13 protein-coding genes and 1 riboswitch are annotated in these 13052 nt (G+C 49.2%); of the genes, 9 read left to right on the top strand and 4 right to left on the bottom strand.

Going from position 1 to position 13052, the window contains the following annotated elements; genetic code table 11:
• Positions 1-20: 20 nt before the first annotated feature.
• The 8 genes from PJDR2_RS24265 to PJDR2_RS24230 all read left to right on the top strand — a co-directional run bounded on the left by PJDR2_RS24265 (position 21) and on the right by PJDR2_RS24230 (position 7314).
• Positions 21-992 (top strand): ABC transporter permease, encoded by a 972-nt coding sequence (locus tag PJDR2_RS24265; protein ID WP_015846377.1) that lies wholly within the window; start codon positions 21-23, stop codon positions 990-992.
• Entirely contained in the window at positions 989-1960 is a 972-nt protein-coding gene (locus PJDR2_RS24260; RefSeq protein WP_015846376.1) for an ABC transporter permease, read from the top strand. Before PJDR2_RS24265 ends, PJDR2_RS24260 begins: the two co-directional genes overlap by 4 nt.
• The gene (locus tag PJDR2_RS24255) at positions 1927-2952 is read left to right on the top strand and encodes an ABC transporter ATP-binding protein (RefSeq protein WP_015846375.1); all 1026 of its coding nucleotides are present in this window, start codon (positions 1927-1929) and stop codon (positions 2950-2952) included. Before PJDR2_RS24260 ends, PJDR2_RS24255 begins: the two co-directional genes overlap by 34 nt.
• Positions 2916-3938: an ABC transporter ATP-binding protein gene (locus PJDR2_RS24250; RefSeq protein ID WP_015846374.1), complete on the top strand. Its 1023-nt coding sequence runs from the start codon at positions 2916-2918 to the stop codon at positions 3936-3938. The genes PJDR2_RS24255 and PJDR2_RS24250 overlap by 37 nt, the downstream gene beginning before the upstream one ends.
• Before the next feature lie 223 nt (positions 3939-4161).
• Positions 4162-5268 carry a sulfate ABC transporter substrate-binding protein gene (locus tag PJDR2_RS24245; RefSeq protein ID WP_015846373.1) on the top strand — a complete coding sequence of 369 codons (1107 nt, stop codon included), beginning with the start codon at positions 4162-4164 and terminating at the stop codon, positions 5266-5268.
• Between the two features lie 35 nt (positions 5269-5303).
• Entirely contained in the window at positions 5304-6143 is an 840-nt protein-coding gene (cysT, locus tag PJDR2_RS24240; protein ID WP_015846372.1) for a sulfate ABC transporter permease subunit CysT, read from the top strand.
• A gap of 14 nt (positions 6144-6157) precedes the next feature.
• Positions 6158-7042 (top strand): sulfate ABC transporter permease subunit CysW, encoded by an 885-nt coding sequence (gene cysW, locus PJDR2_RS24235; protein ID WP_015846371.1) that lies wholly within the window; start codon positions 6158-6160, stop codon positions 7040-7042.
• Between the two features lie 53 nt (positions 7043-7095).
• Complete coding sequence (locus PJDR2_RS24230; RefSeq protein ID WP_015846370.1) at positions 7096-7314, top strand: YezD family protein; 219 nt, start codon at positions 7096-7098, stop codon at positions 7312-7314.
• A gap of 59 nt (positions 7315-7373) precedes the next feature.
• On the opposite strand, the gene PJDR2_RS32775 is transcribed toward PJDR2_RS24230, so the two are convergent.
• Complete coding sequence (locus PJDR2_RS32775) at positions 7374-7520, bottom strand: hypothetical protein (protein WP_015846369.1); 147 nt, start codon at positions 7518-7520, stop codon at positions 7374-7376.
• A 424-nt stretch (positions 7521-7944) separates the two neighbouring features.
• Between PJDR2_RS32775 and uvrC the strand changes: the two genes are divergently transcribed.
• Positions 7945-9825, top strand: coding sequence for an excinuclease ABC subunit UvrC (gene uvrC / locus PJDR2_RS24225; RefSeq protein ID WP_015846368.1), 1881 nt, complete (start codon positions 7945-7947; stop codon positions 9823-9825).
• A 33-nt stretch (positions 9826-9858) separates the two neighbouring features.
• Here the strand turns inward: uvrC and PJDR2_RS32115 are convergent, their stop codons facing one another.
• From PJDR2_RS32115 to PJDR2_RS24210, 3 genes are all read right to left on the bottom strand, one after another.
• Complete coding sequence (locus PJDR2_RS32115) at positions 9859-10245, bottom strand: hypothetical protein (RefSeq protein WP_015846367.1); 387 nt, start codon at positions 10243-10245, stop codon at positions 9859-9861.
• 103 nt (positions 10246-10348) lie between these two features.
• Entirely contained in the window at positions 10349-10831 is a 483-nt protein-coding gene (locus tag PJDR2_RS24215; RefSeq protein ID WP_041613604.1) for a hypothetical protein, read from the bottom strand.
• Between the two features lie 166 nt (positions 10832-10997).
• Positions 10998-12590: a CPBP family intramembrane glutamic endopeptidase gene (locus PJDR2_RS24210; RefSeq protein WP_015846365.1), complete on the bottom strand. Its 1593-nt coding sequence runs from the start codon at positions 12588-12590 to the stop codon at positions 10998-11000.
• Between the two features lie 250 nt (positions 12591-12840).
• Positions 12841-13002: riboswitch (cyclic di-AMP (ydaO/yuaA leader) on the top strand.
• Positions 13003-13052 lie beyond the last annotated feature (50 nt).

Below are 13052 nucleotides of genomic sequence, written 5' to 3'. Positions count from 1 at the left end.
TCTTTTAGGAGGATGGGCAAATGACCGAGTTTATTATTCGCCGAACACTTCAGTCCGTCTTGGTGCTATTCCTGATTACGCTCGTGACATTCGGGCTTATCCATGCCGCTCCGGGAGGACCGTTCCAAATCATGCTGGCGCCCGGCTTATCGCCGGAAGCAATGGAAATCCAGGCACATAATATGGGTCTCGATAAACCTCTTCCCATGCAATATTTAAGTTGGTTAGGCAATTTGCTGCAGGGCGATCTGGGTTACACGTTCAAGAATCATGTGCCGATTGGCGAGATTATTTGGCCAACCGTTAAAAACACGTTTATTCTAATGAGTGTCGCTTGGCTGCTGACACTGATCATTGCTATTCCATGGGGGATCTACAACAGCACGAAGGAATACAGCCTCTCCGATCAAACGGCTTCCTTTATTTCGTATATTGGATTTGCGATGCCTACCTTCTGGTTCGGGATCATTCTTCAGCAGATCTTCTCGATAAAGCTGGACCTTCTGCCGCTGGCCGATATGTATTCCATGGATAAAGAAGGTCAATTTGGCGACTTGATGCTGCATCTTATTTTGCCGGTGACAGTTCTTACTCTCGGTTTTCTGGCTGCATATGTGAAATATTCGCGTTCCAGCATGATGGAAGTGCTTAACCAGGACTATATCCGTACGGCTCGGGCAAAAGGAGTGCAGGAAGGGAAAGTCATCTACAAGCATGCTCTCCGAAATGCGCTTATTCCGATTATTACGATTATCGCACTTGACCTGCCGCTGCTCGTTGCCGGCGCAGCTATAACCGAAAGTGTCTTCAATTGGCCGGGAATGGGCCGTTTATTCGTACAGATGGCGGTTGCGCGCGAATACTCCGTTCTTATGGCTATTACTCTTTTGACGGCTGTTATTGTCATTTTCGGTAATTTGCTCGCTGACTTGTTGTATGCCGTCGTTGATCCGCGGGTGCAGCTTGGCAAGAGAGGGGGAAGGTCGGCATGAGCGAAGCCAATATGCAAACCTCCGCGGTCATCCCGCAAGTTGAAGTACAGGCGAGAAAGCCGCTTAAGCGCCCTCCCGGGCCTTGGCGTACGGCTTGGTCCAAATTCAGACGTAATCCCTATGCGATAACCGGTCTTGTTGTCCTTCTGGTTTTTATATTCGGAGGAGCGGCAGCACCTTGGCTTACGAAATACGATCCGGCAAAAATCGATATGATGTTCGTTAATGTAAAAGCGGGTACGGCCGGACATTTGCTAGGCACTGACGAGCTGGGCCGGGACATCTTCGCGAGATTGCTCTATAGCGCTCGGATCTCTTTGACCGTGGGATTTTCGGTTGCTGCCGGGTCTGTCATTATAGGGGCTGTGATTGGATCCATATCTGGCTTTTTCGGAGGATTTATCGATACCTGCTTTATGCGGCTTGTGGACGTGATGAATTCGATTCCGTTATTATTCCTTAATATTCTGGTGCTTGCGATCTTTGGCACTGAATTCCGTTACATGATTATCGTTCTGATTCTAACCAGCTGGATGAGCGTGGCGCGGCTTGTACGAGGGATGTTCCTGCAGCTTAGGGAAATGCAGTACGTAGAAGCGGCAAGGGCCATCGGGGTATCGAATCTCGGCATTATTTTCAAACATTTGCTCCGCAACGCAAGCTTTCCGATTATCGTAAACGCAACTTTAATGGTGGGGTCAGCGATTTTGAGCGAATCGGCATTATCCTATCTCGGCTTAGGCATTCAAGCGCCAAAAACAAGCTGGGGGCTGATGCTGAGCAACGCGCAGGAATTTATGCTTGTTGATCCGCTCCAGGCCGTCTACCCCGGCATTTGCATTCTTCTAGTTGTGCTTGCCGTGAATTTTATAGGTGACGGTATTCAGGACTCTTTAAACCCCCGGCAGAAAATGTCCGAGAGGAGGATTGACAGATGGCGGAAAAGCTTCTTGAAATCGAAAATTTAACGGCCGGATTTCTGACGGTGGGCGGTACGGTTAAAGCAACCGAGCATCTGTCGATCTCCATTGAAAAAGGGAAAACCGTCTGTCTGGTTGGAGAGTCGGGCAGCGGCAAAAGCGTCACTTCATTGGCCGTCATGCGGCTGATTGATTATAACGGCGGCGCGGTTCTGGAAGGAAGCATTAAATTTCAAGGCGAGGATTTGGCGAAAAAGAGTCAGGATGAAATGATCCGGATCCGCGGCAACAAAATCGCGATGATTTTCCAGGATCCGATGTCTTCTCTTAATCCGGTCTATACCGTAGGGGATCAGATCGCCGAGAGTATTATGCTTCACCGGAAAAAAGGGAAGAAGGAAGCCCGTAAAATGGCTGTTGACATGCTGCGATTGGTTGGCATCCCGGCTCCCGAAATCCGGGTCAAGCAATATCCGCATGAGCTGTCCGGCGGAATGTGCCAGCGGGTAGTAATCGCGATAGCCTTAGCCTGCGATCCCAGCCTGCTTATTGCTGACGAACCTACTACGGCGCTGGATGTTACGGTACAGGCGCAAATCCTCGACCTGCTTCGCAGTCTGCAGAAGGAGCTTGGCATGTCCATTCTGCTTATTACGCATGACATGGGCGTTGCCGCCGAAATGGCAGACCGCATAGCGGTAATGTACGCCGGTATTATCGTGGAGGAGGGCAGCGCAAACGAAATATTCGCATGCCCAAGCCATCCTTATACGGAAGGATTACTGAAATCCGTTCCCGGACTGGAAGGCGCACGCGGTGAAGAATTGTACACGATCCGGGGCAACATCCCGGGCTTAAGCCAGCTTCCCGAGGGCTGCCGCTTCCACCCCCGCTGCCCTTATGCGAAGGATATTTGCCGGGAGAAGGCACCTCCGGCTATGGCCGTAGCCGAAGATCATTACGCTTCCTGCTGGATGTATTTGGATGAAGGCGGAGCGGCAGCATGGAAAAACGAAACGAAGCCCGAGGTGAGCCGATGAACGCGGAATATGTATTGGAGCTGCGCGGAGTCAAAAAATATTTTCCGATTCGGTCGGGTCTTCTGAACCGGGTAGTCGGACAGGTCAAAGCGGTGGATGACGTGACGCTGTCCATCCGCAAAGGAGAGACGTTTGGGCTTGTTGGCGAATCGGGCTGCGGCAAATCAACGCTTGGCCGCGTTGTGCTTAATCTTCATAAGGCGACGGAAGGCGAGGTTAACTTCAACGGGACGGATGTCCAGAAGTTAGCCGGATCGGAGCTGCGCCGGCTGCGGAAGCAGATGCAGATTATTTTCCAGGATCCGTTCGGATCGCTGAACCCGCGGTTTCTGGTAAAGGATATTATCGGGGAGCCGTTGCGGCTGCACGAGAGGATGACGGTGCGCGAGATCGATAAGCGTGTTGTCGAGCTGATGGAGCTTGTTGGTCTTGATGCTACGCGCCGCAACCGGTACCCGAACGAGTTCTCCGGCGGCCAGCGGCAGCGGATCGGCATCGCTAGGGCGATCGCGTTAAATCCCGAGTTTATTGTCGCGGACGAAGCGGTATCCGCCCTTGACGTATCGGTGCAGTCGCAGGTGATTAACCTTCTGATGAAGCTTCAGCGCGAGCTGGGATTAACCTTTCTTTTTATTGCCCATGGTCTTAACGTGGTGCGGCATATCTCCGACCGGGTAGGCGTGATGTATCTGGGAAAAATCGTCGAGATCGCGCCAACGGAGGAACTGTTCGCCAAACCGCTCCATCCGTATACGGCAGCTCTCTTATCGGCCATTCCAAGGCCGGACCCGACGCGGAAGCGGGAGAGAATCGTGCTGCAAGGCGATGTGCCGTCACCGGCTAATCCGCCATCCGGCTGCCGTTTCCACCCGCGCTGCCCGGCTGCGAAAGCCAGATGCAGCGTTGATGAGCCGCTGCTCAAGGAGCGGGAGGATGGAAGGCAAATCGCCTGCCATTTTCCGCTGGATGCGGGTTCGATTCAATAACACAACAAAAGCCGGGCTGCTGTCCGGCTTTTGTTGTGTCTTTCGTTTATAAGTTTGGCTTATATAGTCAATAAATAATTTCCAATTTTCTATTGACAGATGATTGGGCGGACTGGTAATATTCATCCATAACCAACTAAACAGGTAGGAATAATATTAACTACCCGGACCACCGGATGCTAACCATTATTCGTCTGTCAATAAAAATAGGGGTGTGTTGACAATGAAGAGATTAGCTATTATCCGCTCGTTTGTACTTATTCTTACTTTTACGCTGGCCCTCGCAGCATGCGGCAATAACTCCAACTCCAATTCCTCCAGCAGTGGAAATAAAGAAACTCCTGCAGCGTCCAATGCGGGCACTGCATCGGATGCTCCAACCGAAAAACCCAAAGATGTTGAACTTCTGAACGTATCTTACGATCCAACCCGTGAGCTCTACGTTAAATATAACGAAGCATTCTCGAAATATTGGCTGGACAAAACAGGCCAAAAGGTTACCGTTAAGCAATCTCACGGCGGCTCCGGTGCTCAAGCCCGCGCAGTTATTGACGGTCTGGACGCTGATGTTGTAACGTTGGCTCTTGGTTACGATATCGATGCTCTTGTCGGGCCTGGTCTTATCAATCAAGACTGGCAAACCAAATTTGAACATAATAGCGCGCCATATACTTCCACAATCGTATTCCTTGTACGTAAGGGCAACCCAAAAGGCATTAACGACTGGGGCGATCTGATCAAGGATGGCGTTGAAGTCATTACCCCAAATCCGAAGACATCCGGCGGCGCACGCTGGAACTATCTCGCAGCTTGGGGTTACGCGTTGAAACAAAACAATAACGATGAAGCGAAAGCGCAAGAATTCGTACAACAATTGTATAAACATGTTCCGGTACTTGATTCCGGTGCCCGCGGCGCTACAACAACGTTCGTGGAAAAAGGAATTGGCGACGTATTGCTTGCTTGGGAGAATGAAGCTTACCTGTCCGTGAAAGAGCTTGGCCCGGACAAATTCGATATCGTATATCCTTCGCTCAGCATTAAAGCGGAGCCTCCTGTTGCTGTCGTTGACAAAGTGGTAGACAAACGCGGTACACGAGATGTAGCTACAGCTTACCTGCAATACCTGTACTCCGATGAAGGCCAAGAAATTGCGGCGCAAAACTACTACCGTCCAATCAACGAAACGATTGCAGCGAAATACAAAGACCAATTCAAAGATCTTGAACTGATTACTATCGATGACTTCGGCGGCTGGAAGACTGCTCAAGAGAAACACTTTAACGACGGCGGCATCTTCGACAAGATTTACACGCCAGGCTCGAAATAATGATGGTGACCATAGATGAACGGAGCTGACTTCACATGAAAGGTTCCAAAAGGAAGTCCAAAAACGTACTGCCGGGCTTTGGCTTGTCGATGGGCTTCACTATCGCTTACCTCAGCTTGATCGTTCTTATCCCTCTTGCCGGTGTGTTTGTGAAAACAACCGGCCTGAGCTGGAACGAATTCTGGGCGATTATTACGAATCCAAGGGTAATCGCTTCTTACCGGATCAGCTTTACGACATCGTTTTTCGCCGCGCTAACCAATCTGGTATTCGGGCTGCTTGTAGCCTGGGTGCTTGTCCGATACCGGTTCCCGGGTAAAAAGATTATCGACAGCCTCGTCGATTTGCCGTTCGCTCTTCCGACGGCGGTAGCGGGTATTGCGTTGACCGCAATCTACGCCCCAAATGGCTGGGTAGGCTCGATCCTCGCGCCGCTGGGGCTAAAGGTTGCTTATACGCAGCTTGGCATTACGATTGCACTCATTTTTATCGGAATTCCTTTTGTCGTCCGCACGGTACAGCCTGTGCTGCAGGACTTCGAAAAAGAAACCGAAGAAGCGGCGGTTATGCTTGGCGCATACCGGCTGCGTACATTCTGGAAGGTTATTTTGCCGGAGCTGATGCCAGCGTTATTAACCGGGTTCGCTCTCGCTTTCGCACGGGGAATCGGGGAATATGGCTCCGTCGTGTTTATCTCGGGCAATATGCCGATGAGAACGGAAATCGCTCCTCTCCTCATTATGACGAAGCTGGAACAATTCGATTATAAAGGTGCAACGGCGATTGCGCTGGTTATGCTTATTGTCTCATTCCTGCTTCTGCTGCTTATCAACTTTATGCAATGGCGGATTAACCGCCGTACGATAGCGGACTAAGGGGAGGAATAACAATGGCTGGAGCAGTTACCGCGCATTTGTCTCAGGAAGCGTCCAAAAGACCAAAGCATATTACCGAATCGGCTGGCGTAAAATGGACTTTAATCAGTATCGCCGTGTTATTTCTAGGGCTGGCCGTCGCGATGCCTCTTGTCTCGGTATTTATCGAAGCCTTCAAGAAGGGCTTTGATGTGTACAAAGCGGCAATCACCGACCCGGATGCCTTATCCGCTTTGCGGTTAACCTTGCTAGTTGCCCTGATTGCCGTACCGCTCAATGCGGTGTTTGGGATAGCGGCGGCATGGGCGATCAGTAAGTTCCGCTTCAAAGGGAAAAACTTTCTTATCACTTTAATTGATTTACCGTTTGCGGTATCGCCGGTAATTTCCGGACTTATCTATATTTTAATGTTTGGCGCACAGGGCTTTCTTGGTCCTTGGCTTGACGAACATGATATTAAGATCGTCTTTGCTCTTCCGGGCATTGTGCTGGCTACCATTTTCGTTACCGTTCCGTTCGTAGCCCGCGAGTTAATTCCGCTCATGCAGGCGCAAGGCGTACAGGAAGAGGAAGCAGCAGCAAGTCTTGGAGCAAAAGGCTGGCAGATCTTCTGGCGCATCACGCTTCCGAATATCAAATGGGGCCTGTTGTATGGCATTATTCTCTCGAATGCCCGAGCGATGGGGGAGTTTGGCGCCGTATCCGTCGTATCCGGTCATATTCGTGGGGAAACAAACACGCTGCCTCTGCATATCGAAATCCTGTATAACGAATACCAGTTCTCGGCTTCCTTTGCCGTAGCTTCACTGCTCGTTATGCTGGCCGTTCTGACTCTGCTGGTGAAAGCTTTGTTCGAATGGAAAACGAATCAAAACGCATCGCGCGAAAAAGTTGAGTGAATTTTTTTTGAACCTAATACCGAGTAAATCGGTTGATTATGGAGGGGTTAATAATGGCAAAACCGTTGGAAGTAGATCAATTGTGGTTGGACCGTATTCTTGAGCAAGTTAATGGGCTGCAGTATGGTTCTGTCAATATTACCGTACATGATGGACGTATAGTTCAAATCGACCGTACCGAACGTACACGTTACGATCAGCCATCCCATAAGCAGACGCAGCCGGAGCACAAAGCTGCTAACGGCGATAACCTTCGCGCGGTTGCTCAATGATAGAGGAATGAAAAAAGCTCCGTACCGGATATCCGGTACGGAGCTTTTCTTGTTTGTGGTTACGAAATGACGAATTTGATGATGACAGCTGCAGCGAAAATGACGGTCATAAAGCCGAGCATTCCGCCAAAGCCTGTCATAACGTCCATCAAGTCGTGGCGCGGTTCTTCGTTCACATGTTCGCGCGGATCACGTACATTTTCCATTAGTGGATTACGCCTCCCTTGAAGACCATTCAAGCTTATAATAGTATACCCAACTTTACGAATAATTGTAAAGCAATTCATTGACAAATATAAAGCGAAACATGCGTTCGATATGCTAATATAAAGAAATAGATAAACAGCGATAAGCCGATGTTTTCGAAGTAAGAATTACCACAATTGCCGAGGATCGGCTATTAGTATGGTAATTCTAAGCTTATGCTTACGAAGTAAGAATTACCACAATTGCCAAGGATCGGCTATTAGTATGGTAATTCTAAGCTTATGCTTACGAAGTAAGAATTACCACAATTGCCAAGGATCGGCTATTAGTATGGTAATTCTAAGCTTATGCTTACGAAGTAAGAATTACCACAATTGCCGAGGATCGGCTATTAGTATGGTAATTCTTTTTAGGAGGGACAATATGGATCAGCAACAACAGAATACAGCCGCGAGCAGGGCAGAAGCCGAAGAGCTAATCCGCAACAAATTAGCGCTGCTTCCAGACCAGCCCGGCTGTTATTTAATGAAGAACGGGGAAGGCACTATTATATATGTAGGCAAAGCGAAGGTGTTGAAAAACCGCGTTCGCTCCTACTTTAACGGCAGCCACAACGGGAAAACGCAGCGGCTCGTATCGGAAATCCGCGACTTTGACTATATTATTACCTCGAGCAATATGGAAGCACTCATTCTCGAATGCAATCTGATCAAGCAATATCATCCAAGATACAACGTCCTGCTGAAGGACGACAAAACTTTTCCATATATTAAGATTACGAACGAAAAGCATCCGCGTCTTGAGGTTACGCGGCGTGTCGTCAAGGATAAAGGCAAATATTTCGGACCGTATCCGAATGCGTTTGCGGCTCAACAGACCAAGAAGCTGCTGGACCGGCTTTATCCGCTGCGAAAATGCGGAACGCTGCCTGATAAAGTCTGCTTGTATTATCATATCGGCCAATGTATCGCGCCTTGCGAGTATGATGTTGAGCAGGGCCAATACGATGCGATGATTCAGGAAATTACCAAATTCCTTAACGGCGGTCATGATGCCGTAAAAGCCGAAATTCATCGTAAAATGGAGGCAGCGGCCGAAGAGCTTAATTTCGAGCGTGCCAAGGAATACCGCGATCAGATCATCAGCATTGATGCGGTTATCGAGAAGCAGAAGATTACGATGAATGACGCACTCGACCGCGACATCTTTGGTTATGCGGTAGAGAAGGGCTGGATGTGCGTGCAGATTCTGTACATGCGCCAGGGTAAAATGATTGAACGGCGCGGCACAACTTTCCCGTATTATGGGGAAGAGTATGATGATTTTATGACGTTCGTTACCCAGTATTACAGCGATAATCCGGCATTGCCGAAGCAGATTTTGCTGCCGCTCCCTGCCGAAGAGGAAGAAGGTACGGCGGAATCGTCCACGGCCTCAGATGAGTTTGCAACAATGCTGCATAACTGGCTGAAGGTGAAGGTGCTGATGCCGCAGCGCGGACGGAAGAGCGAAGCCGTCTCCATGGCCATCGATAATGCGAAGATTGCTCTAGCTGATAAATTCCGGCTGATCGAGCGAGATGAAGAGCGAAGCGTCCGCGCTTCGGAAGGACTAGCCGAGTGGCTTGGACTGCCTGAAGTCCGGCGTATCGAGGCATTTGACAACTCGAATATCCAAGGTACAAACCCGGTCTCGGCCATGGTTGTCTTTACCGATGGCAAGCCGGACAGAAAAGAGTACCGCAAGTACAAGGTGAAGACCGTGGTTGGAGCGGATGATTATGAGACGATGCGTGAGGTTATTCGGCGCCGTTACGAAAGAATGCTGAAGGAGCAGCAGACTCCTCCGGATTTAATCGTAGTCGACGGTGGCAAGGGACAAATCTCCGCGGCTCTTGACATCCTGCAAAATGAGCTGGGGCTGTATATCCCGGTATGCGGACTTGTGAAGGATGCGAAGCATAAGACGGCTCAATTGATGACCGGTGATCCGCCGGAAGTTGTGCCGCTGCCGCGCGACAGCCAGGAATTTTATCTGCTGCAGCGGATTCAGGATGAAGTCCACAGGTTTGCGATCTCCTTCCACCGCGAACAACGCGGCAAATCAATGATCGCTTCCCAACTGGATGCGATTCCGGGAATCGGAGAGAAGCGCCGCAAGCTGCTGCTTAAGCATTTTGGTTCGATCAAGAAGATTAAGGAAGCCTCCATCGAGGACTTCAAGCCTCTATCGATTGGCGAGAAGCTGGCTTCGCAAATTTTAGCTGCGTTAAATGAAGAGGTAAAAGATAAAGAAACGGAATGATAACCTCATTCCGTTTCTTTTTTAATTTATTTACTAACCTTTGCCTTTGCTTTTATCTTTACCCTTGCCTTTGCCTTCGTCCTTACCCTTTTTGCCCGATTTGTTTTCTGCTTCGGATTCAGTTGCCGCGCCGGCGCTGCGTCCGCCGCCGGGACCACGGCCGCCGGGGCTTTGGTTGCCAGCCGTACGGTTGCCGCCGCCAGGATTTTGGTTGCCAGCCGTACGGTTGCCGCCGCCGGGGCTTTGGTTGCCAGCCGTACGGTTGCCGCCGCCGGGGCCTTGGTTATTACCAGCCGTACGGTTGCCGCCGCCGGGGCCTTGGTTATTACCAGCTGTACGGTTGCCAACGCTTTTGTTGGCTGCATCGGAGTTTTGTTTTTGTTGCTTGTCATTATTGTTGTTCTTGTTTTTGTTAGGCAAATCTATCACTCCTCTTAAACGTAGTACTAGATTATATGATGAATGATAGATTTGTTCCTGTACGAGAGTGGATAAAAAAGCGAAATGGTCCCTTGTCCAATTCTTACAGGGCGATGCTTGTAATTTTGTTCAGCGGTACATAGACGATGTAGGTTGTTTTGTAACTGCCAGCCGAGAATGTAGCATTCCCGTTCTGAAAACCTGCCCATTTCGCTTTGTCCAGATCTTTGCCGTTATCGAGCGTTATGCGATGAATAACTTGTCCGAGCGACAGCTTGCTAAGGATGCCGTAAGCATATCCAGCATTGGTTTTTCCGCCTTCTTCTTTGTGGTAAGGAATTGCCGAATTGTCGCTGCAGCCCGAAGATTTGTTCTCGCATTTGCTGCCATTTGATTTGTGTGAATAACCGTACGATTTTTTGCACGATGACTTGTGTTCACGGCATTCGTTTTTCTTGCCGCCTGATTTGTTCTTTTTCCCGGACGATTTGTGATGGCCGCTTGACTTTTTGCATGACGATTGTTTCTCATAGCTTTTGTTGCATGAGCTCTGTTTGCGGTCATAGCCGCTGATTCTTGCAATCAATCCTATCACACCCCATATGTTGGTTTAATAGATTATATTAAGGTGGACAGGATTTCTCTTGGACAAAATGACCGTTTCTATTAAATGGGCTGTTTGGGGTGCCGTTAGTACGAAAAAAAGGAATGTATCTTCTAAGAGATACATTCCTTTTTTATGAAGAGCCCTTTCAGGCCCGTACTATAGTGCGCCGTTTATGCCAGGATTTGATGACCCAAGCGACAATAACAGGCAGAATAGAATAGATAAGGGCTGCGGTAATATTAACGCCTCCTCCAACGCTGACCAGCTCGAAGCTCATAATGAGGCTGTCCAGGATCGCGTGGGTGAACACGGCTGTAATAAAGCCATAGCGGAGGAAAATAAGACAAAATACCGTTCCCAGAATAACTAGCTCTACGATACGCGTATAGAATGGGAAGATCGGATAACCGACATGACCAAGCGCCCACATGATCGTTGGAATAAGCGTAGCGATAAACGTATTCTTGAACCATTTCTTGAATAGAGCAATGCCGAACAACCGGAATATGGCCTCTTCGGAGATTGCAGCGCACCAGGCCATCATCGGCATAAGCCACAGCATATCCGTATTGTACGGAGATTGCGTAGCATCGCTGGTTGCCCAGGAGCCTGCAAGAAACTTCATGGCGACCATAATGACCGCTTGCGCGCCAAGGATAATTGCTGCAAAGAGATAGGAGAGGCCAACGCTGCGCCATACATGATCGCCATAGCCGCGCTCGCGGAATCCCGGCCATAAGGGGCGTTTTTGCGAGCGCCACATTCCGTCACCGGCGACAAGGGCGAAGTAAACGGCGAGCCCAACCGGAATCAGCAGCACAACGGTAATCAGAACAGTAGCTTTCATTTCGGCATCCGAACGGCTCTGCTCGCCAAAGGTTGCCATGATACCGTCGAGAACATTGAGATTGTTATAAATGTAGAACACGATAAACACCAGGCTGATAAATATCCCGCGTTTAAAGGTCGTGTGTCCCCTGTACAGAATCGCGTAAATAAGCGATAAGACAAGGGAGATGAAGCACATGTACGCCAGACTCACAACAGACAGCGCGCTGCCCGTTTTTTTCTGGCCTTCCACATAAGAGACGTAATCTGCCGGAGCTTGGAAGGCTGGCTTGTACCTGGTGATCACAGCTTTATCATCAATAAGGCCGACGCCGATAGTAAGCTCAAGAGAAGCGTCTCCAAGCGTATAACCGGTTGGATGAAGAATAGCGTCTCCTTGGTCATTCATGTACAAGCTGTCCAATTCTTCAGACCGGAACCCTTTTGTTTCGGCAAAAGCCTTCGCTGACGTTTGAACCTGAGCATTTCCGGCAGATTGACCGCCAAGCCAATGCCAGCCTGTAATACTGCCGTTTGTCATATGGACGTAGACATAAGCTTTTGTACCGTCTTCCAGATCCAAATTGACCTGGAACGTATCGGTTGGAAACTTGGCGTCATATTTATCTTCGAACTTTCCTAACAGCTCTTCCTTAGAGAAATAACCGTTTGCCAGACTGTCGGTCTGGTAAATCGTATGGGCGGCTACGGTTGTTTTGCCGAATTGTTCCTGGACGAACTTCTTCGCGGTCGACTCGGCTTCGCTTTTTGCAATCACTTTAGGTGTTGAGCTTGAGAACAGCTGGTCCCCGGCTGCAGGGCCGAACTGGGTAAAGATGAAAATAATTGCGCCTGCAACAGCAGCCCAGAGAAACCTTTTCCAATCATGAGGAGCGATGGAAGGGATCATACAAAACCTCCATTTCGAATTCAGACGATGCTTCGCTACAGTAACAATACCATTATTAACCTGATTTATCCAATGCAGGCGAAAGTAGAGTATGCCAACGGAAAGCGGTGAAATAAGGACTTGCAGCCAGCAAGTGACCATTTGCTTTATAACATTGCCTGTTTTTGAACGAATTCAGCTTAATTATCGCTTAGGCTCATTTTGATCGTTTCCGTCGTTTGGGCGTATAATCGTTTACGTCATATTAATCGAATCGTATCAGCCGAATTTCTTTTTTGAAAACGGGGGAACCAAACCGCTGTCCGGAGCAATCCGCCAGCATGGGGTGAATTTCGAGCATTCCGCTTGAATAGGGCTGCCTTTCCAGGCCCGAATCCGTCAGCTAACCTCGCAGGCTGTGTGGAACAGGACTCATTTGCATGGGAGTTCCCGTGCTTTTTTTTATGCCTAAATGTTGAATGG

Source organism: Paenibacillus sp. JDR-2, from assembly GCF_000023585.1.
Taxonomy (GTDB): domain Bacteria; phylum Bacillota; class Bacilli; order Paenibacillales; family Paenibacillaceae; genus Pristimantibacillus.
Note: the sequence above shows the minus strand (reverse complement) of the source record. Positions and strands in the feature narration are given on the sequence as shown.